At 49.7% G+C, this 25528-nt stretch carries 22 protein-coding genes; 9 read left to right on the top strand and 13 right to left on the bottom strand.

Annotated features, from left to right (window positions below):
* Nucleotides 1-15: 15 nt before the first annotated feature.
* The 3 genes from I4W93_RS15510 to I4W93_RS15520 are packed head-to-tail and all read left to right on the top strand — an operon-like array spanning nt 16 to nt 2642.
* A complete protein-coding gene (locus I4W93_RS15510; protein ID WP_205311707.1) occupies nt 16-1923 on the top strand; it encodes an ATP-binding cassette domain-containing protein in 1908 nt (635 codons plus the stop codon).
* Nucleotides 1916-2413: a TIGR02444 family protein gene (locus tag I4W93_RS15515; protein WP_205311708.1), complete on the top strand. Its 498-nt coding sequence runs from the start codon at nt 1916-1918 to the stop codon at nt 2411-2413. Before I4W93_RS15510 ends, I4W93_RS15515 begins: the two co-directional genes overlap by 8 nt.
* Before the next feature lie 46 nt (nt 2414-2459).
* Complete coding sequence (locus I4W93_RS15520) at nt 2460-2642, top strand: DUF3149 domain-containing protein (protein ID WP_224673494.1); 183 nt, start codon at nt 2460-2462, stop codon at nt 2640-2642.
* Here the strand turns inward: I4W93_RS15520 and I4W93_RS15525 are convergent.
* Nucleotides 2639-3508: a class I SAM-dependent methyltransferase gene (locus I4W93_RS15525; protein WP_205311709.1), complete on the bottom strand. Its 870-nt coding sequence runs from the start codon at nt 3506-3508 to the stop codon at nt 2639-2641. The genes I4W93_RS15520 and I4W93_RS15525 overlap by 4 nt on opposite strands.
* Nucleotides 3505-4923 (bottom strand): FAD-binding oxidoreductase, encoded by a 1419-nt coding sequence (locus I4W93_RS15530; RefSeq protein WP_205311710.1) that lies wholly within the window; start codon nt 4921-4923, stop codon nt 3505-3507. The genes I4W93_RS15525 and I4W93_RS15530 overlap by 4 nt, the downstream gene beginning before the upstream one ends.
* Nucleotides 4924-5042: 119 nt before the next feature.
* Between I4W93_RS15530 and I4W93_RS15535 the strand changes: the two genes are divergently transcribed.
* Complete coding sequence (locus I4W93_RS15535) at nt 5043-5783, top strand: helix-turn-helix domain-containing protein (protein ID WP_205311711.1); 741 nt, start codon at nt 5043-5045, stop codon at nt 5781-5783.
* 5 nt (nt 5784-5788) lie between these two features.
* Here I4W93_RS15535 and fdxA read toward each other — a convergent pair whose 3' ends face one another.
* Entirely contained in the window at nt 5789-6115 is a 327-nt protein-coding gene (gene fdxA / locus I4W93_RS15540; protein ID WP_205311712.1) for a ferredoxin FdxA, read from the bottom strand.
* A gap of 172 nt (nt 6116-6287) precedes the next feature.
* Here fdxA and I4W93_RS15545 point away from each other — a divergent pair, with 172 nt between their 5' ends.
* Entirely contained in the window at nt 6288-7910 is a 1623-nt protein-coding gene (locus I4W93_RS15545) for an NAD(P)/FAD-dependent oxidoreductase (RefSeq protein WP_205311713.1), read from the top strand.
* Here I4W93_RS15545 and I4W93_RS15550 read toward each other — a convergent pair.
* The 4 genes from I4W93_RS15550 to I4W93_RS15565 all read right to left on the bottom strand — a co-directional run bounded on the left by I4W93_RS15550 (nt 7907) and on the right by I4W93_RS15565 (nt 13659).
* Nucleotides 7907-9286 carry a GGDEF domain-containing protein gene (locus I4W93_RS15550; protein ID WP_205311714.1) on the bottom strand — a complete coding sequence of 460 codons (1380 nt, stop codon included), beginning with the start codon at nt 9284-9286 and terminating at the stop codon, nt 7907-7909. The two genes, I4W93_RS15545 and I4W93_RS15550, sit on opposite strands and share 4 nt — an antisense overlap.
* A 213-nt stretch (nt 9287-9499) precedes the next feature.
* The gene (locus I4W93_RS15555; RefSeq protein ID WP_205311715.1) at nt 9500-11518 is read right to left on the bottom strand and encodes an amidohydrolase family protein; all 2019 of its coding nucleotides are present in this window, start codon (nt 11516-11518) and stop codon (nt 9500-9502) included.
* Nucleotides 11519-11596: 78 nt separating this feature from the next.
* A complete protein-coding gene (locus I4W93_RS15560) occupies nt 11597-13156 on the bottom strand; it encodes a GMC family oxidoreductase (protein WP_205311716.1) in 1560 nt (519 codons plus the stop codon).
* Nucleotides 13156-13659: a hypothetical protein gene (locus I4W93_RS15565; RefSeq protein ID WP_205311717.1), complete on the bottom strand. Its 504-nt coding sequence runs from the start codon at nt 13657-13659 to the stop codon at nt 13156-13158. The genes I4W93_RS15560 and I4W93_RS15565 overlap by 1 nt, the downstream gene beginning before the upstream one ends.
* A 52-nt stretch (nt 13660-13711) precedes the next feature.
* Here I4W93_RS15565 and I4W93_RS15570 point away from each other — a divergent pair, with 52 nt between their 5' ends.
* From I4W93_RS15570 to I4W93_RS15585, 4 genes are all read left to right on the top strand, one after another.
* The gene (locus I4W93_RS15570) at nt 13712-14707 is read left to right on the top strand and encodes a hydrolase (protein WP_205311718.1); all 996 of its coding nucleotides are present in this window, start codon (nt 13712-13714) and stop codon (nt 14705-14707) included.
* Nucleotides 14704-14946 (top strand): YheU family protein, encoded by a 243-nt coding sequence (locus tag I4W93_RS15575; protein WP_205311719.1) that lies wholly within the window; start codon nt 14704-14706, stop codon nt 14944-14946. The genes I4W93_RS15570 and I4W93_RS15575 overlap by 4 nt, the downstream gene beginning before the upstream one ends.
* A gap of 83 nt (nt 14947-15029) precedes the next feature.
* Nucleotides 15030-16880, top strand: a complete 1851-nt coding sequence (locus I4W93_RS15580; RefSeq protein WP_205311720.1) for a choice-of-anchor I family protein — start codon at nt 15030-15032, stop codon at nt 16878-16880.
* A gap of 110 nt (nt 16881-16990) precedes the next feature.
* Nucleotides 16991-18013 carry a CNNM domain-containing protein gene (locus tag I4W93_RS15585; protein WP_205311721.1) on the top strand — a complete coding sequence of 341 codons (1023 nt, stop codon included), beginning with the start codon at nt 16991-16993 and terminating at the stop codon, nt 18011-18013.
* A gap of 60 nt (nt 18014-18073) precedes the next feature.
* On the opposite strand, the gene I4W93_RS15590 is transcribed toward I4W93_RS15585, so the two are convergent.
* From I4W93_RS15590 to pckA, 6 genes are all read right to left on the bottom strand, one after another.
* Complete coding sequence (locus tag I4W93_RS15590) at nt 18074-19813, bottom strand: flotillin family protein (protein ID WP_205311722.1); 1740 nt, start codon at nt 19811-19813, stop codon at nt 18074-18076.
* Nucleotides 19814-19854: 41 nt separating this feature from the next.
* Entirely contained in the window at nt 19855-20526 is a 672-nt protein-coding gene (locus I4W93_RS15595) for a YqiJ family protein (protein ID WP_205311723.1), read from the bottom strand.
* Nucleotides 20526-21194, bottom strand: coding sequence for a PspA/IM30 family protein (locus I4W93_RS15600; RefSeq protein ID WP_205311724.1), 669 nt, complete (start codon nt 21192-21194; stop codon nt 20526-20528). Before I4W93_RS15600 ends, I4W93_RS15595 begins: the two co-directional genes overlap by 1 nt.
* Nucleotides 21191-21694: a hypothetical protein gene (locus I4W93_RS15605; RefSeq protein ID WP_205311725.1), complete on the bottom strand. Its 504-nt coding sequence runs from the start codon at nt 21692-21694 to the stop codon at nt 21191-21193. Before I4W93_RS15605 ends, I4W93_RS15600 begins: the two co-directional genes overlap by 4 nt.
* A gap of 181 nt (nt 21695-21875) precedes the next feature.
* The gene (locus tag I4W93_RS15610) at nt 21876-23495 is read right to left on the bottom strand and encodes a methyl-accepting chemotaxis protein (RefSeq protein WP_205311726.1); all 1620 of its coding nucleotides are present in this window, start codon (nt 23493-23495) and stop codon (nt 21876-21878) included.
* Between the two features lie 223 nt (nt 23496-23718).
* Nucleotides 23719-25320 (bottom strand): phosphoenolpyruvate carboxykinase (ATP), encoded by a 1602-nt coding sequence (gene pckA / locus I4W93_RS15615; protein WP_205311727.1) that lies wholly within the window; start codon nt 25318-25320, stop codon nt 23719-23721.
* Nucleotides 25321-25528 lie beyond the last annotated feature (208 nt).

The following is a 25528-nucleotide window of genomic DNA, read 5'->3' on the forward strand; positions in this document are numbered from 1 at the left end:
TACACAGGAAAAAACATGATCCAGCTGCAACAGGTGGAACTGCGCCGTGGTATTCAGTGCTTGTTTCAGGGCGCTGATCTTACCGTATTTCCGGGGCAAAAGGTGGGAATTGTCGGTGCTAACGGTTGTGGTAAATCCAGCCTGTTTGCGCTGCTACTGAATAAACTGCATGCCGACGCCGGTAATGTCAGCATTCCATCCGGTTGGCAAATTTCTACTGTAGCACAGGAAACTCCGGCACTGGATTGCAGTGCTATGGATTACGTATTGCAGGGTGACGAACAGTTGTTTCCACTGCTGCTTAAAGTACGTACCGGTTGTAGCGAAAGTGATCTGGCGGCAGTCCATCTTCAAATTGAAGCCTTAGATGGTTACCGCGCCGAAGCCAAAGCCGGCATTTTACTGGATGGCCTTGGCTTTAGCGGCGAAGCACAGCAGCAGGCGGTAAAATCATTCTCCGGTGGTTGGCGTATGCGCTTAAACCTTGCACGGGCGCTAATGCAGCGCGCTGAACTGTTGCTGCTGGATGAACCCACTAACCACCTCGATTTAGACGCGGTGCTATGGCTGGAAAAATACCTGGCTAATTATCAGGGTACCTTACTGCTGATAAGCCACGACCGGGATTTTCTCGATGCGGTAACCGACAATATCGTGCATATCGAACGCCAGACACTCACACTATACAAAGGCAATTACAGCCAGTTCGAGCGCCAGCGCGCCGAGCAGCTATCGCAACATCAGGCTAATTTTGACAAGCAGCAACGACAGGTAGCGCACCTGCAAAAATTTATTGACCGTTTTAAAGCACAGGCAACTAAAGCTCGTCAGGCACAAAGCCGGATTAAAGCATTAGAGCGCATGACCATACTGGCACCGGCACATGTCGATTCGCCATTTAGCTTTAGCTTTCGTGAACCCAAAGCACTGCCTAATCCCTTGCTGAAAATGGACAACGTGCACGCCGGTTATGCTGATAAGGTAATTTTAAGCCAGATTAAATTTCAGCTGTTACCCGGTAGCCGCATTGGCTTACTTGGCCGCAATGGCGCTGGTAAGTCGACGCTGATTAAATTGCTATCCGGCAGTATGACGCCGCAAAGCGGCGAAGTTTGGTATGCCAACGGTGTTAGTCTGGGATACTTTGCTCAACATCAGCTGGAAACCCTGCGCCCGCAAGACTCACCGCTGCAGCACCTAGTGCGCTTGGACCCATTAGTTCCCGAGCAAAAGCTGCGTGACTTTTTAGGTGGTTTTGGCTTTCACGGCGATAAAGCACTGGAAGCCTGTGCCCCGTTTTCTGGCGGCGAAAAAGCCCGCTTAGTACTGGCGTTAATTGTGTACCAACGCCCCAACCTGTTGCTACTGGATGAACCGACCAACCACCTTGATTTAGATATGCGTGAAGCTATCGTAATGGCACTGCAAGAGTTTGAAGGCGCTATCGTTATTGTCTCGCACGATCGTCATCTGCTAAGCAGTTGTACTGATGAATTTTATCTTGTAGCACACGGCCGGGTGGCCCCGTTTGACGGTGATTTAACGGATTATTATCAATGGCTGCAGCAAGACGCCCGCCAAAGCGCCAGCGCCGCTCAGGCAGACGTGCCTGCAAGCAGCAACGTGGTGCGTAAAGATCAAAAGCGGCTGGAGGCCGATTTACGTAATTTGCTACGGCCTATCAAACAAAAAATCGATAAGCTGGAGCAACAACAGGAAAAGCTGACCAAAGAGCTGGCGGCTATCGAAGAAAAAATGGCCGACCCGGACATTTATGATGCCAAACGAAAAGCCGAGCTAACGGAATTACTAGCCAAACAAGCCAGCGCCAGCCAAAGCCTTGCCGGTATTGAAGAAGACTGGTTTATGGCACAGGATGAGCTGGAGCAAAAAACCACCCAGTTCTGGCAAAGTAATGCCTAACAGGGGCGGCAAGCTGGCTAATCCGATAAGCACCGAACAGCTATGGCAGTTTAGCCTTGCGCTTTACCCCAAAGTAAAACACTTGTGTCTACAGTGGCAAGACGAGCTGGGCGCTAACGTCAACCTGCTGCTGCTACTGAGTTATCTGGAGCAACAGCAGCTGAGTTTAACCGGCACTCAGCTGCAGCAGCTCAGCGCTGAGCTGGCTTTATTCAGTACACAGTTTACCCAACCACTGCGTCAGCTACGCAAAAACGTAACCAACAGTGGCATCGCCCCAGAGTTGCAGCAGCCATTAAAGCAAAGCCTACTGCACGCCGAGTTAGCGCTGGAACGCTTAGAGCAACACTTGCTGTTGCAACATTGTCCAGCGTTAACCGCTCAGGCAACACCGCTGCTTGAGTCCTATTTTAGTCTGCTGGCTGCTGATTCGGCTAAATATGCCGCCCAGATAGTTGATCTGCGTCAAAGCTACCGTAAACCCGCCTGAGTCAACCGCCAATCTTTGATCTGCATCAGCTAAGCCGGTTGTCCCTTTGCCTACACTTGCAGTAACAACACAGCAAGAGGGCAACGTGATGAACCTGTGGCAAGAATTTATAAATGATCCAGTAATTTTTATCTCGTTTACCGGTTTAGCCATTGTGATTGGCTTATGTATCTTTTACGCCGTGTATTTTATTTACAAAGTAGAGCACGAGCAGCCGGAAAACCGCTAAGCGGCACAGTGTGGCAAGGCCGCAGCACGAAACAACAGCTCACCCGGGCAAGGGTCAGGGTTGCTGTGCAGCTGCGGCTGCGCCAAATGCTGCAAACTAAAGCCGTGGCCAGCTAACCAATCATTCAGCGCGGCGGGCACTACGCCACTGCTAAAACGCTCAGCGCTAAGCAGCAGAGCAAGATCGGCCAGCCACCGTTGCTGGCTAAAGCGCGGCTTACCCTGCCAGTCTAACTGCATCTGGCTGGCGATAAGCTGCAGCGGTGCTGTGACGCACTGCCGTAGTTGCTGTAGCAGCTGGCCAATGGCAGCGGAGGGCAAATACATCAATACCCCTTCGGCCAGTACCAACGTAGAGCGCTTTGGCACGAACACCCCGCTTTGCTGCAGTAACTGCGGTAAACTGCAACAAGACAAATCGGCCGGCAACAAAGTTAGGTTTACCGGCATAGCCTGCAGACGCTGTAATACCGCCTGTTTCAGCGCCATGGTAGACGGGCGGTCGATTTCTATAACCTGCAACTGGCTATACTGCGCACTAAGCTGCGTGCCCAAACCATCATAGCCTGCACCTATAATCAGCAGTTGCTGTATGCCTTCTTGTTCTATAGCTTGCTGCACCCAGCCAGCAATGTACTGTTTGCGCCACTGATAATGCGCCAGGATGCCGGGAAGGCTATATTGCAGCAGCTTATTGAGCACAACACGGCCGAGTTGCTTGCCTAGCAAACGCAGCAATAACCTGCCACGCCAACCACTGTGCAACAACGCCTGCTGCGCCAACTGCTGGCTAACGCTGGCTGGCTCCATAGCTGCTGCATCTGGCCAACATTGGCCGGCACAAATTAACAAACTGGTATTGCTCATACCGCCTCCTGACTGAACAGGGCGCTGTAATGTCGGTACCAATTACTTTGCAAGCGCTGCGCCGGATCATAACGGCGTTTCGCCTGCAGAAACTCAACAAAGTTCGGGTAACAGGCCAGCAGTTGTTGTTTTGTGGCAAACGGATGGTAGGTAAGAAAATAACTGCCCTTATAGCGGATAGCGATGTCGATCAGCCGGCGGAAATGACCGGCAGCCGTGTCGATTGCGGTGGCATGATGATCAATATGCAGATTAAAAATGACACAGGCATAATCTTGCTTAGCCCAAGCCAATGCTGTTTCGCTATCCTGGCGGATAAAGCGCACCGTGCCATAAATTAAATCGACCTGGTGCTGGCGAAAATCGGCTGCGCAGTCTGCCATAAACTGCTGCAGCGCAGCCTGCGGCACATAGAGCTCGGTAATCATTTCACTGCCGGCACAGCCACGGCCTAACTGCTTATCCAGTGCCAGATGATAATCATCCAAATAGATACTTAACTGATGGCTGTCAGACCAATAGCGCTGGCCGTGTGACGTCAGATAAAACTGTGAGAATTGCTCAAATGCGGCGGCTTTGTCGGTATGCGCCTGATATAACAGCTGTTGCCAGTTGGCTTTGCTTAGTCTGAGCTGCTGCGGCGCAATGGGCCTAGCTGCTACCGGCTTGTAACAGGAAAATACGCCATGGCGTAAAAAGCCGGCGGACTCTGGCGCTGTTTCGAACTGAAAATCGCCATATAAATAGCCCGATTGTACCCGTTGCGGCACGGCTTTAATCATGTCAGCTAAACTACAAAGTTCAACTTCTCGCACCACCTGTTGTCGTGGCACCAGCTGCAGAGTTGCGGTTACCACTATGCCAAATAAGCCATAGCCGCCAACCACTAGCCGGAATAACTCAGCGTTGCTCTGCCGGCTACAATGTAATAGCTCGCCATCAGCATTAACCAACTCAAAGCTGACAACATCCGCTACAAAAGGCGCCATATCCAGACCCCGACCGTGGATATTTGCCGCTATTGCACCGCCTACACTTAGCCGGTCAGCACCGGTTTGCTTCTGCCTAATACCCCAGGGGTTGGCACAGCCATGTTGCATAACATGCAGTTTACGCATTAAGTCCGGCCACTGAATACCAGCCTGCACGCTGACCTGCCCCAGCTCTGCGTCAAAATGCTGCAACTGATTTAACTTGCTCAGGTCCAGCAGTACACCACCAGTTACAAATTGCTGCCCCCCCATGGCATGACGGCCACCTGCAACAATTACCATACTGCCATCTTTATTGGCTTGCTGCACAGCAGTGATTACCTCAGCTACGGTTACCGGCTGGATGCAGCGCTGCATAACAGTTGAATTGAGCTTGGCATGCACATCATTAACCCTGATTACGTGTTCTGGCTTTTGGCACATAAAAATACGTCCTGCTAGTTGATTGTTAGCCAACACTAGCCGGCAGGTATTACGTTATGCTATACAATTAATCAGAGTATTATATTACGCTACCTATAGCGGCAGATAAGGCGACTTTGATGAACCAGACCAGTCAATTGATTACAGCATTAAAGCGCAGCCTTAAAGCCAAAGGCATGAGTTATCGTCAGCTCGCCGAGCAACTTCAACTCAGCGAAGCTAGTGTTAAACGCATTTTTGCCCAACAGAATTTTACCCTGAGCCGGCTGGAGCAAATTTGCCGGGTTTTGGATACCAACCTGTACGAACTGGCGAAAAGCAGCACATTGGCAAAGAACAGTCTGCCAAGGCAATTAAGTATGCCTCAGGAGCAGGCGCTTGCAGATGATCCAACGCTGCTGGCGTATTTGTACCTGCTGTTAAACGGTTGGCAATTTGAAGATATTAATAGCCGGTACCAGCTGGACGAGCTTAAAGGCATCCGGCTGCTGGCCACATTGGACCGCTTGAAATTGATAGAGCTTCAGCCTCACAACAAGGTGAGATTGCTGGTAGCACGCGATATACAATGGCGACTAAATGGCCCCGTGCGACGGCGCCATGAACAGCAGATCAAAATGATGTTTATTGATAATAGTTTTACTGCCCCCGAACATTGGTTACGATTGGAAACAGCCGAGTTATCCAGTGCCTCTATCAGTATTCTGCAGCGCCGCTTAAACCAATTAAGCGAGCAGTTTGCCGAACTGGCAGAGTTAGATATGGCAACCGGGCCAGCAGACAAAAAAGGGGTAGGATTACTGGTAGCGTTAAGGCCCTGGGTATTTGATATGGTACTGGCACCACCCGCTAAGCGCTAAGCGGGCTATTCCAATTGCAGATATTGCAGTTTATCAGGCACGCCATTCCAGCTATCCGCGTCGGCAGGCGCCGCTTTAACGTCAATGATATTTGGCCAAACGTCAGCCAAATCAGCGTTAAGTTGAATAAAACCATGCTGCTCTGGCGGCACCTTATCTTCCTGCACTATGGCATTGGCAGGGCATTCCGGCTCGCATAATGCACAATCAATACAAATAGTTGGGCTTATTGCCAGGAAGTTAGGCCCTTCAAAAAATGCATCTACCGGGCATACTGCCACGCAGTCGGTGTATTTACACTTGATGCAATTATCCAGTACCACAAAAGCCATAACACTACTATTTCCTGTTGTCTCAGGCTTTGGATCATACTGCAGCGCCCAGAAAAATCAAACAGCAGAGCAAACTGCTACGGACATTCGCTGCAGCTTGGCGTAAAATAGCGTTCATCTTGTGAGCGGCGGGCCTATTGCCTGGTCGCAATGACACCGATACGGACCCATTATGTTGCGCCTGACTGAAATTAAACTACCGCTAAATCACGACGAACAAGCGCTAACTGCCGCCATTCTCGACAAACTACAGATAAGCGCTAAGCAACTGCACAGCTTTACTGTGTTTAAGCGCGGCTTTGACGCCCGGAAAAAGTCGGACATTCAGTTAATTTACACCCTGGATATCGAAGTCGATAACGAAGCGGCATTGTTAAAAACGTTCGAAAAAGATCAGCATGTTAAGCCCTCACCGGATACCAGCTATAAATTTGTTACCACGGCGCCAGCCACACTAACCGAACGGCCGATCGTGATTGGCCTTGGCCCATGTGGTTTATTTGCCGGCTTACTGCTAGCGCAAATGGGCTTTAAACCCATTATTCTCGAGCGCGGTAAAGAGGTACGTGAACGTACCAAAGATACTTTTGGTTTTTGGCGCGGTAAAGAGCTTAACCCCGAGTCGAACGTGCAATATGGTGAGGGCGGTGCCGGTACCTTTTCTGATGGCAAGCTCTACAGCCAGGTAAAAGATCCGAAGCATTATGGCCGTAAAGTCATGAGCGAATTTGTTGCCGCCGGCGCACCAGACGAAATTATGTATGTTAGCAAACCGCATATCGGTACTTTTAAACTGGTGGCGATGGTTGAGAAAATGCGCGCTAACATTATTGCACTGGGCGGCGAGATTCGTTTTAGCAGCCGGGTAGATGACTTGCATATCGATAACGGTCAGATCAGCGGTTTAACGCTGTCTACCGGTGAACAACTGTATAGCAAGCACATAGTGCTGGCGGTGGGCCACAGCGCACGCGATACCTTTCAAATGCTGTATGACAAAGGCGTGTATGTTGAGGCTAAGCCGTTTTCGATTGGCTTTCGTATTGAGCATGAACAATCGATGATAGACGAATGCCGGTTTGGTTCCAACGCCGGCAACCCGATTTTAGGCGCAGCCGATTACAAGCTGGTGCACCATTGCCGTAACGGTCGCAGTGTTTACAGTTTTTGTATGTGCCCGGGTGGCACCGTAGTGGCTGCAGCCTCTGAACACGGCGGCGTGGTCACCAATGGCATGAGCCAGTATTCACGCCATGAACGCAACGCCAACAGCGCCATTGTGGTGGGTATTGACCCGGAACGTGATTACCCGGGGCACCCGCTGGCAGGAATTGCCCTGCAGCGCCAACTAGAGCAATTAGCCTTTAAAGTGGGCGGAGAAAACTACCATGCGCCGGCGCAGCTAATTGGTGATTTCCTGGCCGGCAAGCCATCTACTGAGCTGGGAGAGGTTAAACCGTCGTATACACCCAATATTAGGCTAACTGATTTAGCTCAGGTACTGCCAGAGTTTGCCATCGCCGCCATTCGTGAAGCGATACCGGCCTTTGACAGTCAAATTAAAGGCTTCGCCAAAGCCGATGGTTTACTGACCGGCGTGGAAACCCGCACCTCGTCACCTATTAATATTAAACGCGGCGCGGATTATCAAAGTATTAATACCAAAGGTTTGTATCCAGCCGGTGAGGGCGCAGGTTATGCCGGCGGTATTCTATCGGCCGGTATCGATGGTATTAAGGTGGCCGAAGCAGTGGCGTTGTCAATACTGGCAACTAATGTTAGCTCGGTGCGCTAACCCGTACTTTGCTGTGGTGCAGACTGATTTAATAACACCCGGTTACCACCACGCTTTTTTGCCCGGTACATGGCGCCATCGGCTAGCAGCAATAGCGCCTTAACATCGATACCATGCTGAGGGTAAAGCGCCACACCAATACTGGGTGCAATCTGCAGCAATTGGCCAGCCAATGCAAAGGGTTTATCCAGCGCCAGCCTCACCTTTTCGGCTAACAATAAGGCGCTGGCTGCTCCGTCAACCTGCTCCAGCAAAATAACAAATTCGTCACCGCCAAAACGCGCTACCGTATCACTTTGGCGTATCCCGGTTAATATGCGTTTGGCGGTATGCTGCAATAGCTCGTCTCCAACATGATGCCCATGCTGGTCATTAACTTGTTTAAACTTATCTAAGTCTAAATACAGCAGAGCAAATTGGCCTTGTTCACGTTCGGCTCGCGCCAGCGCAGATTTTAAACGATCGTGAAACAGCTCTCGGTTAGGCAACTCTGTCAGCTGGTCATACAAAGCATTGCGGCGCAGTCGCTGCAGCATCTGTTTACGCTCTATCGCCACAGCCACCTGCACTGAGACAAACTCAAGTAATTCCACTTCGCTGAAGCTGTAACTTGCCGCACCGGCATCATTTTGCACCATTAAGGCACCGATCACCGCACTGTGTGATTTCAGTGGCACACCAAGCCAGTTTATAGCTTTGCCAACAACCAGCGGGCGCAACTTAACCGGTACATCTGCTTGATTGTCGACATTGAGTAAAATGGTTTCCGCACGATTAATCACTTCAGCACACAACGCCAGCACATCACAACTGTCGTTATCATCAGCTGTCGGCGACAACGCCGCATTGTGAGCAAAGGTTAGTGCGGCATTATCTGAGCCTGGTAACACGATGGCAAAGCGCCACATAGGTATTAAATCAGCAATAATGTGCTGAATACACTGATACAGTGCAGCCAAATCGTCACAGGCAAACGCGGCTTCTGATATGGCATACAGCGCAGCCTGACGCGCTTCAATTTTTTTGCTACGGCTAATATCACGCGCCACCGCTACCCGGCGTTTGTCGGTAGCAGACCAGCGTGCCGACCATAGCAGGTGTACTATTTTGCCGTCTTTACGAATATAGCGGTTTTCAAAATCAACTTTAACGGTGCCAGCATTAATCTCGGCAGCAGTTTTTAACGTGCGTTCACGATCATCTGGATGCACCAGCTCTATCATTAGTCGACCCAGCATTTCCGCTGGTGTGTAACCGAAGATACGCTCTGCACCGGCGCTGACAAATTCAAAGCGGCCAAACTTATCTACCACGCAAATGGCATCAAGCAGTAAATCAATATAGTTGCTCAACGCTTTATAACTATCAGTATTCATACAGTGACAGCAACAAACAGCATAGAAGTGCATAAACCTTAGCACGGCTGCAAGCAGTTAGCAGGCTATCTCCACTGATTTTTATACAAAAATCAGCTAGCCTGCCCTCTAATGGCGCCAGATGCCGCTCAAGCAGCGGCCAAATGTGGCGCTAACGCTGCAATAAGCCAGTAAAACAGCGATAATAACAGGGTGCAACAGCACCCTGCTGGCTTAAGGTTTAAACATAACCGGGCTGGTGAAGGGTTTTACACCCAGCACCGGATAGATCTCATCCGGCTTGTAGTAATGCTTACCTTTAAATACCAGTGCTACTTTGCGGATATCGGCAATATTACTTGTCGGGTCGCCATTGATTAGCAGTAAATCGGCATCTTTGCCAACACTAACCGAGCCACTGTGATATGCCGCACCCACCAGCCGCGCTGGCTCATAGCTGGCGATCCGCAAAACATCCAGCGCGGGTATGCCAGCCATGGCATACAATTCCAGCTCGCGGTGCAGGGTAAAACCGGCAATATGATCGGTACCGGGCACTATTGGCACACCGGCGTCATACAGCTTTTTTACCATGCGCAGCATGGCCTCGGCCGACTTTTGATACACCGGTTGCAGTTCAGGCGCAATATTCATTGCAGCGCCTTTTAACTGCCTGACGACGCCGGGCGGCAAGTGAGTAGCGATAGCCGCAAATTCCGGATCAATTTGTTTATTTTGCCCCAATAGCAAACTGCGAAAAGTAGCAACGGTAGGGTCGACCACAATTTGTTTAGCGGCCAACAACTGAATAAAGTCCTTTACCGGTTTGCCGGCTAAATCCAGGCTGCCTGCTTTCTCACCCACTAACGAAAACCTTAACTGGGTACGCGTATCCACTTCGGTACCAGCCAGAAAGTTTAAAAACAGCATATTTACATGCTGAATTTCATCAAAACCCTGCTCTACGGCCTGGCGTGCGGTCATAAACGCCGGCACATGGCCACTTAGACGCATGCCTCGGCGGTGTGCATGTTCGGCAATCGGTTTTACCCAGCTAGGGTCTATTGAGCTGTAAATCTTAATTTGCAGATAACCGTTGTCAGCAAACCAGTCTATTTTATCATGTGCTTCCTGCAAGGTATTAACCGACAAGCCAGCCGAATATTCGCTTTGTTTATCAAAAAAGCCAGCACGATAGACACGGTTGCCAATTAACTCATCACTGTTAAACAAGCCGGCAATTTCCATAATATTGTCATGATTGTTGCCGATATCACGCACGCTAGTTACGCCGGCAGCGATATTAAGTAAGCCGTCGTTTTTCGATAAATGGCCGTGCATGTCCCACAAACCGGGAACTATGGTTTTACCGCGCGCATCCAGTACCTGCGTACCGGCTGGCACAGTTAGCCCGCTGGCAACTGCCATTATTTTACCGTTTTGCAACAGGACATCAGTATTGCGCAGCACTTTGCGTGTCAGCACATCGACCACATTGCCGCCTTGCAGCAGCACGCTGTTGTAGTTGTAGCTCAGATGTTTGGCTATATCGGCCAGATAGTCATTCTCGGCCTGCTTTTGTATTTTTGTTAGTTCGGCAAAGTTCTCCAGGCTAAAGCCGTCGCGGATCACCCGCATAAAACCGCCGAAGTCTTGGGCGAAATAGTGGCCGTCTTGGTCAAACCAGCCAAACGATGGGTTAAATGCCAGACCACTAATGGCATACAAAGTGACTTGTTTACTGTTGCCGCCATTGCTTACTGTCACTGTTTTCAGCGCATCCAAACTGGCGGTGCCACCAGGAAATAAGTCAACTGAGCGGGTTGGCGATGCCAGTAAAGCTTTCATCAGCACATGGCTGGCTGCACCGGCCTCATCCGCAGGAACATAATAACGTGTTGCGGAAGTTTGCAGCATGCCGTCATCTTTATTGCCAGACCAGCGGGCTACACCGTCAAGCAGACTGAATTGCTCAGCTATAGGCGCGCCAAAAGCTGAAGTGCCGCTAGCGGAGAACGCCACGGGTATGCCTTTGTCATCGACTTGCAGCGTTTCTTTTATGGTTACCACACGGTTGTTCCAGCTCATATTTAATGACGCACTGTAGTTGCCGTCATCCAGCTGAGTAATAACCTGCTCCCCGGCTTCACCTTTTTCAGAGTACAACTTATTGACGATCTTCTGCCCCTCTGCAGCAACGCCAACGCATTGCAGCATGATCAAGCTGCAGATCAGGATAGAACTGAGTTTCATGACGGGTCCTTGTTATCAGCAAATAAACTAAGTAACTATAGCAGGTCGTCAGATTCCGGCAGGTTCAAATGGGTTATCTCAGGCTTTCTGCGCCAGGCTACTGATTAACTGCTGGCAATTACGCCACACCAGTGCATAGATGGTTAATTGCGGGTTGGCACCCAAGCTGGTGGGTAATATCGAGCCGTCAAACACCGATAAATTTTGCAGTTGATGATGCCGGCCGTTTTGATCGACCACGCCCTTGGTAGCACTGGCGCTCATATTACAGCCGCCCATAACATGGGCCGACACCACGGTTTGCTTGAGCGCCTGCATAGATAATTGCAGTATTGCCACTTTAGCTTCGGGCCAGCTGTTATACAGTTTGGCATCGTGATGAATGGGTAAAACTTGCTTAGCGCCGGCGGCAAATTGCAGCTCGGCCATTGCCAGTAGTGCTTGGCGCATGCCCTGCCACAGGTAATCAGTTATCGGGTAATCCAGCACGGGCTGTTGTGCGTCATCCAGCTGCACCGTGCCGCCTTGGCTATGCGGATGAAAGCCATCACGCAGCAGCGCTATCGTCACCTGCAACTGGTTAAATTGCTGCATTAAGGCGGCATGTTGCTCTCCGGTACCGGTAAGCTTGGTGGCCATTAATACCGGATGCAGCGGCGGTACTTCCAGTTTAAAGCCAGGCTGTTGCCTATCGGCGGGCCAGACAAACTGATCGGAGTAAATAGATTGCGGCGCGCCGCTATGGCCGTTTATGGCCTCGTCAAACAAGGCGCCACAAATCACCGTCGGATGGAGGTAAGTGTGCTTACCCAAACGGCCGGACGGGTTAGGTACTTTCGAGCGCAGCAGCAAAGCCGGTGAGCCGATAGCACCGGCCGCGACAATATAGTGTTTAGCCGTAATGCGAATGCGAATATCGCTACGCGGCTGAAAGTGCTGATCGACCGGCACAGCGTCCAATCCAGTAATACTATCGCCCTGCCAGTGCAGTTGGCGCACTGAAATACGCGAGATCAGCCTGGCGCCGAGTGCCATAGCGGCTGGAATCGTGCTGACCAACATCGACTGCTTGGCATTAATCGGGCAGCCCATACCGCAATAACCTAAATTGGCGCAACCGTTCACGTTACGGTTAATTACCGTGGAGTGCCAGCCTAACGCTTCGCAGCCTTGCTGCAATTTGGCGTTATTGGCGTTGGGTGGTACCTGCCATGGGTGAATATTCAGTCGCTGCTCGGCTTGCGCAAAATAAGGCGTTAAATCATTATCACCGCTAAAGTTCAGGCCAAACTCGTGCTGCCAATAGTCCAGCGTCGGCTGTGGCGTGCGAATAGACGTGGTCCAATTTACCGTGGTAGAGCCGCCAACAGTGCGGCCCTGCAGAATGCCGATGGCCTGATCGCGGGTTTTACGCGCCGCGCCTTCCTGATACAAATTTGGATAGGCCCAGCGCTCTTGCATGACAAAATCATCACGGGTGTAATAGGCACCTTCTTCCAACAGCAACACCTTAAAACCAGCCTGAGACAATTGCTCAGCGGCAATACCACCACCGGCACCCGAGCCGATAATAACGATATCAGCTTCAAACTGCTGGTCTTGGGTAAATTGGCTGGCATCATGATGGCTTTTTTGCATTAACGAAACCTCGGGGCGCTGTAGGCCAGTGCTTGCCAGTGCTCGCTTTGGCCATAATAAGCGCCATATAACAGCTCGCGCAGGCCATGATAGGCTTGCTGCAATAGCGCTAAATAACTGTCGTGCCACTGGTTGAGCAATTGCAGCCGCTGGTTGATGCTAAGGTCGGCCAGCGTGTTGACATGCCCGGTCAGTCCCAGCTGAGTAACGCGGTTAGCCAGCAGATTAAACAGCTGGTTTAGCTCTTGCTGCTGGCGCAATGGCAAAAACGGTAGAAAATCGCTGATAGCGATTTTAGTGCGATCAAGCTCAGCAGCGGCTAAGGTCGCTTCTTCTGGTAAAGCACCGTACAATAGCGCCGGTAGCAACGCCGATAACACCAGATCGCGGTTGCTGCTATCCGGCGCCAGGCTATGCTGCCAACCCCAGATAGCTAAACCGCTGCCCAGGCTGGCTGCTGCACCTAAGCTAATGCCAGTTAAGATAAATTTGCGCCGATCCATAGTGCCGCACCTGCTGTAAAAGTGAACTCATTGTTTATCAGGATACGCTAATTTGCAAGCCCAGATCAGACCAGTAAGCCAAAGCCTATTTCAACCTGCCTGGTGGCTAAAGCACGCTCATCTGCAAACCATTTTTGCCAAATATTTAAGCCCGAAACAGCAGGTAAGCACCCAGGCAGAAATGTTTAGCTTACCCGACGGCGATGAGTTACAGCTGAATTGGTTAGCGGCCACTGACGACCAGGCGCCGTTAGTTATCCTGCTACATGGTTTAGCCGGTGATATTAACAGCCACTATATTCAGGCCATGTTGGCACAGTGCCAAACACTTAACTGGCCAGCTGTACTGATGCACTTTCGTGGCTGTAATGGTAAACCGAATAAACTGCCGCGCGCTTATCACAGCGGCGATACCGCAGATGCTGCGCTGGTAATAAACGAGGTGCAACGACGCTACCCAAACCGGCCTTTGGTAGCAGTCGGTTATTCGCTGGGTGGTAATGTACTGCTGAAATACTGCGGTGAACAGGCTGAAAAAAATCCGCTGGCTGCCGCAATAGCCGTTTGCCCGCCGTTATCTCTGGCAGCCTGCGCCAAACGCATCAATAGCGGTGCCAGCAAGCTATATCAGCGTTATTTACTCGGCCGGCTAAAACGCAGCACCTTAGCAAAACTGCAACAATTCAACGAGTTTCCGTTGCCGTTAACGCCACAGCAGGTGCAGGGTTTTAGCAGCATTGAACAATTTGACGAGCATTACACCGCGCCAATTCATGGTTTTTTAAATGCACAAGACTATTACAGCAAAGCCAGTAGCAAAGCATTTTTGCGCCATATCTGCATACCTACTCTGATTATCCATGCCAAAGATGACCCGTTTTTGTCTGACGACGTGATCCCCAAACCCGACGAGCTTAATCCGCATATTCATTACGAGCTTACCAGCGGCGGCGGCCATGTTGGCTTTGTGTATGGCAGCGTGCTAAAACCTAAATTCTGGTTAAATCAGCGTATTCCGCAGTTTATTATTGAGCAATTAACAAAATGATTATTCCTTATACCGAGATCGCCGAAGACACCCTAAACAACCTGATTGAATACTATGTGCTGCGCGAAGGCACTGATTATGGCGAACAAGAAATGGCTATGGCAGAAAAAGTGGCGATGGTACAGCGTCAACTGCAAAGCGGTGAGGTGGTTATTGTCTATTCAGAGCTGCATGAAAGCATCAACCTGATGCCAAAGCAGTTGTTTTTACAACAAGCTGAGCATACCGACGCGTCATAAAAACATCATCCGCTTTACATCAAAATGTCATGACAGATGCTGAAACTGATTTATTAATTCCATAATAAACTCAGGATTTCAGCATGTTAAAACGTTCTATACTCGCACTTAGTATTGTAACCATATTATCGGGTTGTTCTTTAGAAGGCGACGATGGTGCCGCTGGCGCTAATGGCGCGACTGGCCCTGCTGGTCAAACTGGTCAAACAGGACAGCCGGGCAAAGACCTGCCGCGCGAACTGAATATTGAAGTAGTCGGCCGTTTTAACACCGGCATTTATGGCAAATCTGCTGCTGAAATAGTGCAGTTTCATAAGGCGTCAAATTCTGCCTTTGCTGTGAATGCCGCAGAAAACCGTATTGAAGTGATTTCGTTAGCAAATCTGCCCATCGCTGCAGTCGGTAACGGTATTACCGACGATAGCTTAAGCTCTGTACCTTTTACTTTCCCTAACAGCGTGACAGTGAAAAACAGCGATGGTACCGATATGACCGTCGCCCTGGGCGAGGCTAATTCAATCGCCATTTATGGCGATGTGCTGGCCATTGCCGTAGCAGCCCCGCTGAAAACCGATAACGGCGCCGTGCTGTTTTATAGCTTAAGCGCTAGCGGCGTTGGTACTCTGGTTAAAGCTGTCGCAGCAGGTGCGCTGCCGGATATGGTTACCTTTACCCCGGATGGCACTAAGGTATTGGTGGCCAACGAAGGCGAACCAGATACCGATTACAACGCCGACCCGGAAGGTAGCATTTCGGTGATTTCATTAACCGATGGCGCACCGGCCGATGTGGCCGACACCATTAATCTAACCAGCGATATGGTGTTTAGCTCTGATCTACTCTCAAGCAGCGATTACAACACAGATGCAAAACGTCGCACCTTGCTACAAACTGCTGGCGTTAAATTTGCCGGACCGGCTGGTACCACAGTGGCGCAGGATTTAGAACCGGAATACATCACGGTAGCGGCTGATAGCAAAAAGGCCTGGGTGTCACTGCAAGAAGGCAATGCCATTGGCATTATTGATTTAACCGACATGACCATTGAAGTTAAGGCACTGGGCATGAAAGACTGGGGCCAGTATCTGATAGACGTCAGCAATGAAGATGAAGTGGCATCATTTCGCAAACTGCCTAACGTATATGGCCTGTATCAGCCAGATTCTATAGCCTCTTATCAATGGAATGGCGCCACCTTTATTGTCTCGGCTAACGAAGGCGACTCACGTGATTGGGATGCGTATTCAGAAGATATCCGCGCCGCCGATATTATCGACCCGGACGAATTGAATAAAACCTTTAGCACTGAACTGCAAGCGCTGTACGACGCCACTGGCGGCGATGATGGCTTAGGCCGGTTAAAAGTCACCGCAGCACTGGTAGACCCGGATAACGACGGTGTAGTAGAAAAACTGTATGCCTATGGCGCCCGTTCGTTCTCTATCTGGGATCAAAACGTCAATATGGTATTCGATTCGGGTGACGATTTTGGCCGTATCTCTGCGGCCATTCTCGGCAATAACTTTAACAGCGCCCATACCGAAAACAAAGGTGATAACCGCTCTGACGACAAAGGCGGCGAACCGGAAGCCATTGATGTCGGCACTATCGAAGGCCGCACCTACGCTTTTATTGCTCAGGAGCGTAGTGGTGACTTGTTTATCTATGATGTGACCAACCCGTTCCAGGCCAGCTTTGCCAGCCACTATATTAACCGTGACTTTAGTGCCGATTTTGAACTGGACGATGACTTAACCGAGCCATGTGATACCACCGAAGGTATGGACTGTACTGAAGTCCCGCTAGCCGGCGATTTAGGCCCGGAGAGTATAAAGTTTGTGCCTGCCAGCGACAGCCCGAACGGCAACCCGCTGCTGATTATTGGCAACGAGGTTAGCGGTAGTGTAACGGTATATCAGGTAACTGAACTTTAACTCAGACTAACTATACCAAAGCGGGTCGGCAACATACTGGCTCGCTTTGATGAATATCTCTTAGTATACTGCTGTCTTCTAAGTAAAACGGAGTGTTGTAACCAACCTGTATGAGCCTTTTAATTGCATTTGCGCTTTTGTCAATTGCGGTATCCTTTGTTTGTTCTATCCTCGAAGCAGCCCTGCTATCGATTACCCCCAGTTATATTGCCCAGCAAAAGCTCACGCGGCCTAAGCTGTATGAACAGCTAAAAGTGTTAAAAGATAAGATTGATCAGCCATTGGCGGCCATTCTGACACTAAACACAGTTGCGCATACCGTCGGTGCTACCGGTGTTGGCGCTCAGGTGACTATCGTATTTGGCAACGGCTATCTGGGTATCACCTCAGCGATAATGACGGTGCTAATTCTGGTACTGTCTGAAATTATGCCGAAAACCATTGGCGCCCGTTATTGGCCAACACTGGCACCGGTGCTGCCTTCGGTGCTTAACGCAATGATCACAATGTTAAAGCCATTTATCTGGTTATCAGACCAAATAATGAAGTTGTTTGGTGGTGGCCAGCACGAGCATGATTTGCGTCAGGAAATTAAAGCCCTGACGGTATTAGGCCGTGAGCTGAATAAACTGGATGAAGATGAGCAGCGGGTAATCGCCAATATTCTAGATTTGCATGATATTAAAGTGCGCGACATTATGACACCGCGTACCGTGTGCGAAACTGCCAGCCCGGACGAAGCGCTGGACAGCTTTGCCGAGCGTGTCAAGGTAGGCCAGTTCTCACGCTATCCGGTATTGGACAAAGACGAAGCACCGCTGGGTATCGCCTTTCGCTACGACATGCTTAATATTACCGACCAGCAAACCGTCGCCGATTTAATGAAACCGGTAAAAGTGGTTTCCGACAAAATAAGCGTCGAGCAGCTGATGACACAGCTGATGCACGAGCGCCAGCATATGTGTTTAGTGTATGACGAGTACGGCAGCTGGCTGGGTTTGGTAACGATGGAAGACGTAATAGAAACTATTATAGGCCAACCGATTATGGATGAAACCGACGATATTCCGAATATGCGCCGCTTTGCCAAACGCCGTTGGGAACATAAGCTGAAGAATATGTCAGACGACTGAACTAAACTGCACCAAAACAAAACAGGCCGCAATTGCGGCCTGTTTTTATTTAACAACAACTTACGGTTTTAACGGCGCTTTTAACGCTTCTGTCATACCGTTAATATCACCGGCTTTTAAGCCAATCTCCGACAGCAATGAATCCAGAATAGGCGCCTGGGCGCGATAGCGCAGCGCGCTGTTTACTACCTGATCGGCCAGTGAACCGTTACCGCCATCATTGGCAACACCGTCACTACCGCCGCCCTGAGTTCCCATACCATTAACCTGCAGGATCTTAATATCGCTGATCTGCTCCATTGGCTTCACGCTCTGGGCAATAATATTCGGCAAATGTTCAATCAGCGCAAGTCTTATCTGCATGGCAATTTGCTCGGCTGACAAGGTATTTGCCGCTGCGTTAATTGCCTGTTTACCTTCTGCTTCTACTGCATAGCTGCGTGCCTTAGCATCAGCTAACAGCAATTCAGCATCCGCTTGACCTCTGGCCGTTAAACGCTCTTTATCGGCTTGGCCTTGAGCTGCAACCCGCAAGGCTTCCGCCTGATCTTCGGCAGCTTTTTTCTCTGCTTCAGCCGCAACCACCAAATGGATCGCATCCTTTTCCGCCTGCTGCCGCGCCTGGATCAGCTCAACTTGCTTGGCCCGTTCTGCTTGCTCAGTTTGTCGCACGGTAATAACGCCTTCTTCCTGTTTTACCGCTAAGGCACGCGCTTTATCCGCCTCGGCTTTAGCTTCAGACTCGGCACGGGATTTCTCTGCTACCGCGATAGATTTCTCTTGAGATGCTAACTCGACTGCTTTTTGTCGCTCAATCTCGGCTTGCTCTACTGCACGCTGCTTAGCGATATCCATTTCACGCACAGCACGGTCTTTTTGAATGGTCTCATTATCGATATCGCGCTCAGACATAATGCGCTTTAAATCAATTTCACGCTGTGAGGCAATTTGTGCTTCTTCGGCTTCACGCTTTTTTTCTGCCTGTTCGCGGGCAATTTCTGCCATTTGCGACGCCCGGCGAATAGATACTTCACGCTCTTGTTCTAAGCGGGCGTACTCTTCTTCACGCGAGATGTTTAATTTTGCTCGCTCTGCTTCGAGGTTTTTTGTCTTAATAGCTAAGTCGGTTTCCTGCTCAATGTCGTTGCGAATTTTACGGCGTGATTCAATGGCCTGCGTCAGCTTAGTTAAACCTTCGGCATCAAACGCATTTTGTGGGTTAAAATGCTCAAACGCAGTTTGATCTAAACCGGTTAAGGATACCGACTCCAGCTCTAAACCGTTTTTCAGCAAGTCTTCCGATACTACGTGCTGTACTTTTTGCACAAAATCAACGCGCTTTTCATGCAGCTCTTCCATCGCCATTTCAGCGGCAACAGAACGCAGCGCATCAACAAATTTACCCTCTACCAGCTCTTTCAGCTCTTGCGGGTTCATGGTTTTTAAACCCAATGTTTGCGCCGCATTCGCAATCGCATCTGCGGTCGGTTTTACCCGCACATAAAACTCAGCGGTCACATCGGCGCGCATGCGGTCACGGGTGATTAAGGCTTGCTCGTTAGCGCGGCGCACTTCCAAGCGCAGCGTATTCATATTGACCGGAATAATTTCATGCAATACCGGCAGTACCAAGGCGCCGCCATTCATAATCACTTTTTCGCCACGAAATCCGGTACGAACAAAGGACACTTCCTTAGTCGCCCTTTTATATAGCCGTGCCAAAATCATGCCCAGTATCAGCAAACCGACCAGTACCGCTCCGGCGATGATTAAAATATCAATTAAATTTAATGCCAACATTTACTGCTCCTTTTTAAAAAACCTTCCGTTGTGGCAGGTACTTAGCCCTGCTCTGACAAATGCGGGTTAGGGTTTAACATCGCTTTGTATACCGCGCCCTGACGCGACAACAACAGCACTTCATTGCCTTGGGTAAACTCTTGCGCAGCATCATCCGGTTCCAGCTGCACATAATGGCTATAACCGTGTTGGTCGCGTACTTTAGCTTCCGCCGGATAACCTGGCCGCGCCGTGCCCAGTGTAATAACGGCAATACGGCCAATCAGGCTGTCTTCGCTAACCGCAGTGGTTTCATCACGCGGCATTATGGCTTGCAGCACGCCGCCACCGAGCCGCACTAACGGCAGGCTGAGCGCCAATACCACAGGTACCGCTAACCAACCCGGAGCCAATATACCCAAGATACTTTGCAGCACACCCTGCAACAGTAAACCGAGCAGGCCAAAGCTGAGCAAAAACAGCACCAGCAGCATCAGCAGTGGCACTTCACCTATGCGCAACCAGCCAAGAAATCGGCTAAGTGCAGTATCAGTGTCAATCTGGCCTACTTCTGCGTGCGGGCTAATATCAGACTCGGGTAATAAGCTATCTAATGCCGACGATACGCCGGCACCAAATAAGGCTGCTACGCCTTCGAGCAGCGCAATCATCAGCATTAACACCAGTGCGATACTAAAGGCCATGTTCTCACTGGCCAGCATCAGACTAAACACTAACTTTTACCTGCTTTAAGCGCCGCCAGGCGCTCGGCAACGCGGTTCTTACGGGCTAACTCTTCCAGCTCTGCTAATTTGCCGGCGTTGCCAAGGTTGGTGTCGCGCCCGGCAATGCCAGAAGCTTTCTCTAACACCCGGCCAAAGGCATCGCTGGCACGGCTAGCTTTATCTGCAGCAGCATCACCACGCTGAGTGGCGGCTGCAGCAGTTTGCGAACTCGCCTGCTGTGCCTGGACAAAGGAGCGCAGTTCAGCCTGCATTTCGCGCTTTTTCGCCTGCAGCGCCTGCACAAAACCTTCCAGCTCTTTTTCCCGTGCCGCGCCATCAGCAATGGCCGCTTCCAGTACCGGAATGCGCGCTTCAATATCCATCTGCTCGGCAATACCGGCTTCAGCTAAATCATCGCGGCCATTGGCTACTGCTACTTCCAACTGACTGGCCAGCGCTTCGTAGCGGCTGTTTTCTTCCATCAGTTTTTTGCTGGCCAGATGCTTCTGTGCCACTTGCTGGCCAAGCTCAGTGCGGGTGTCAGCAATGGCGGCATCCAGCTCCCGGATGGCTTGTTCCATCACCGTTTCCGGTGCGCTGTTTTCTACTGCGTCTACCAGTGCATTAACACTGCCGCTGACCAGACGCGCGACACGGCGGGTTATACTTTCACTCATTGCGGTGCTCCTTGTATTGCCAATTTGTGTTCATGGATCAGGGTTGCCAAGCCAAGCATGCCTTGTACCAGCTCGGTCTCGGCACCTGCGGTTAGTGCCAATGGCATTAACAATTCATTCAACCGGCATAGCTTTAGCATGACTTGTTGCTCGGTCTGTTGCAGCTCTCGGCTATTTAAGCTGCTGCAACTGGCGGCCATAGTTTGCAACGTCGCCAATAAATCAGGTAGTGCATCCAGCACTCGCACCAACAGTTCACTATGCTGACTTAACTGCTGCTGCCGCACCAGTAACTGGCGCTTTATTTGCCCCAGCCATTCCTGCATCTGGGCCAAATTCTGGCCATAATCAGTAAAACCCTGATGCCGACGCCGGGTTTCCGCCAGTAATGCGCGCAATTTATCCGATGGTGTATGAGCGCCATCATATTCAAGGCCACTAATAAATTCGGCATCTTCGACACTGATCCTGGCGCTGAAAGGCACCGTTTTCGTGCTCATATTGCGCTCCTTACCACTCGCCTGTGTGCGTTTATAGTTTATTGTATTCAAATGAATTCAAAAGTAAACAAATATAACCGTTATATTGATACTTTTGCTACCTATGTTGTTAAGCCATAAAAAAACCAGAAGCTAAGTTCTGGTTTTTTATCAATAAATGGCTGTAATAGTTGAACGGTTGTTACACCTTAAACTTACTCACCAGCTCGTTCAATTGAATAGCCAAGCGGGTTAATTCACTGGCGCTGGCTGTAGTCTGGCTAGACCCTTCCGCCGTTTGTGAAGCTAAGTCGCTAATGGTAATAATATTGCGATCAATTTCACGTGCCACCTTAGACTGCTCTTCTGCAGCGCCGGCAATAACATGGTTCTGATCACTAATCGCCATAATATTCTCAGCGATAAGCTCCAGCGCGTCTGCCGCAGATTTTGCAACATTTTGCGCATTATCAGCATTGCCACTAATTAACTGCATCGCATTAACAGCTTCTTTAGCAGAAGACTGCACTTGCTGGATCATTTGCTCTATTTCGCCGGTAGAGGTCTGGGTACGATAAGCCAAGCTACGCACTTCATCAGCAACAACAGCAAAACCACGGCCTGCCTCACCCGCGCGGGCGGCTTCAATCGCCGCATTTAGCGCCAATAAGTTAGTTTGGTCGGCCACGCTGCGGATCACTTCCAGCACCTGGTTAATTGACGACACTTTGTCTGCCAGAGTATTAATAACCTGAGTGCTCTGACGTACATCAGAATTCATTTTTTCGATCACGCTACTGGTTTGTACCACTTTTTGCGTACCGTCTCTGGCCAGGCTAGCCGACTGTGAAGACGCCTCAGAGGTTTTTAATGCTGTACCCGCTACTTCATCTACCGCTGAGCTCATTTCAGTAATCGCGGTAGCGGCCTGTTGCACTTCATCATTTTGCAGTTGCAGTGCTTTGGCAGACTCATCAGTAATCACATTCAGCTCTTCAGCAGCTGACGCCAGCTGACTAGACGAGCTGGCAATATGGCCAATGGCATCACGCAGTTTTTTCTGCATTTGTTTTAGCGCCTGTGCCAGTTCTGTCAACTCATCGCTGCCATCAACAGCAAGCGTCTGCGTTAAATCGCCATCAGCGATAAAGCGTGCGGATATAACCGCTTGCGCCAGTGGCTGATTTACACTGCGAGAAATCAGTATCGCTATTACCGCCGCCACTACCACGGCAATAATAATAAGCATAATAACCGCCATTTTTGCTGAGTCATAAGTGGCAATCGATTCAGCACGCGCGTTAGTCGCAGCCCTTTGATTTAATTCGTTCAATTTACTCAGCTGCGTTGCCATTTCATCTGCCAGCGGATTCATCTGGTCAAGTAAGTCTTGTGCTGCACCGAGCTCTTCTTGCTTTAACAATTCTAAGGCTTTTCGTTGTAGCTCAAAATACTGCAGCTCAACCTGTTCGAATTGCTCAAAAACTTTGCGCTCTTCCGGCATATAGATAGTAGCGGCGTAATTTTTTTTCGCCTTTTGTACATCGGCATTAATGGCGTCAATACGCGCAAAGGTTTTGCCCTCTTGTGTCAGGTCGATAGCTAGTAGCAGCCTTAGTGTTAACGCTCTTGAGCTGGCTGCAAATGACTCTACCTGCCCCAATGCACTAATCGCCGGTAACAACTTGGACTCGACAATATCAGCCTGCGTTCTGACTTTTGACAGACTTTGCAAACCGAATAACCCGGTTATCGTAAGCAGCAGCGCGAGTGCGCCAAAGGCTGCTAGCAATCGTTTTTGTATTGTTATTAACCGTAACATCTGTCACCTCTGTTTGCCTGCCGGGCAGTTATCTAACTTATGCTTACATTACATGAAGCGATGGGAAATGTCTTACTAAACAGTATTTAGCGACCATACTCGTGTTTACTTTAGCCAGATTGTTTCGTGCTTGCCAGCTGTTGGCCTAAATTATGTTTAGCGTAGTAGCAAAAAACATCAATAAAAAAAGCCGCATCTGCGGCTTTTTTTATTGATGTGATGATTACAACTGCGGGCCGGCCGCTACCAATGCCCGCCCTTCGTCGTTGTCAGTAAACTTAACAAAGTTATCGACAAAACGTTTAGCTAAGTCTTGTGCTTTAACGTCCCAGTCAGCTTGGTTGGCATAAGTATTGCGCGGGTCAAGAATAGACACCTCATCCACACCTTGCAACGCGGTAGGCATAGCCAGGTTAAAGTACGGCAACTGCTCAAACTCAGCGTTTTCAATACTGCCATCCAAAATAGCATCAATAATGGCGCGAGTAGCTTTTATTGAAATACGCTTGCCACTGCCATTCCAGCCGGTGTTAACCAGGTAGGCTTCAGCACCAGAATCTGCCATACGCTTCCCCAACACTTCAGCATATTTTGTTGGGTGTAGGCTTAGGAACGCGGCACCAAAACAACTGGAAAATGTTGGCGTTGGCTCAGTTATACCGCGCTCTGTACCGGCCAGCTTAGCGGTAAAGCCAGACAAAAAGTGGTACTTGGCTTGATCTTTGGTCAGTTTAGACACTGGTGGTAATACGCCAAAGGCATCAGCGGTCAAAAAGATTACTTTCTTCGCGTGGCCGGCTTTAGATATAGGTGTGACTATATTATCGATGTGATAAATCGGGTATGAGACACGGGTATTTTCGGTCTTTGAACCATCATTAAAATCGATTTCACCATCTGCCAATACTGTAACGTTTTCCAGCAGCGCGTCGCGACGGATCGCGTTGTAAATATCCGGCTCATTCTCTTGCGACAGGTTAATGGTTTTAGCGTAACAACCACCTTCAAAGTTGAACACACCGTCATCATCCCAACCGTGTTCGTCATCACCAATCAATTGGCGCTTAGGGTCGGTTGACAAAGTGGTTTTGCCGGTACCTGACAGGCCAAAAAACACCGCAACATCACCGTCTTTACCCACGTTGGCAGAGCAGTGCATAGAGGCAATACCCTGTAATGGTAAAAAGTAGTTCATCATTGAGAACATACCTTTTTTCATCTCACCACCGTACCAGGTACCACCAATTAGCTGAATTCGCTCACTCAAGTTGAAGGCAACAAAGTTTTCCGAATTTAAGCCATGTTGTTGCCAATGCGGATTAACGCATTTTGCACCGTTCATCACGATGAAATCGGGTTGGTAAGTTTCCAACTCAACATCCGTAGGTCGGATAAACATGTTCTTAACGAAATGCGCCTGCCAGGCCACTTCGGTAACAAAACGTACCGCTAACCGGGAGTCAGCATTGGCACCGCAGAATGTATCAACAACAAACAAACGCTTGCCTGACAGCTGCTTAGTCACTAAAGCTTTCAGTTCACTCCAGACTTCAGTTGTAATGGCTTTGTTGTCGTTTTTACCTTGATCAGACCACCACACCGTGTCGCGTGTTGTGTCATCGCGCACGATGTATTTATCTTTTGGTGAGCGGCCAGTAAAGATACCGGTATCGACTGAAACCGCGCCCAGTTTGGTCAGTTTGCCTTGTTCATAACCTTGTAAATCAGCACGGGTTTCTTCCGCAAACAACTGATCATACGAAGGGTTATAAATAATTTCCGTGACATCTGTGATGCCGTATTGGCCCAGATCCAGATCGGACATGATGTAACTCCTAAGGGTACTGTAGGTAAGGGTGCAGTCTCTGGCGGACTTAACTTTCAGGTATTCTTGTCACAATGTCATACTTTTCTGTGCAAAAACCCAGCGCCATAATAGCGTTTTTCCCAGCCAAAAGATAGTTAGCAAATAGTATGATTTGGCCAAAAACCGCGCCAGTACTGGCATCTGGCAAAGCTATGCAGTTTTTGCA

The organism is Rheinheimera maricola (assembly GCF_016918075.2).
Classification (GTDB): domain Bacteria; phylum Pseudomonadota; class Gammaproteobacteria; order Enterobacterales; family Alteromonadaceae; genus Alishewanella; species Alishewanella maricola_A.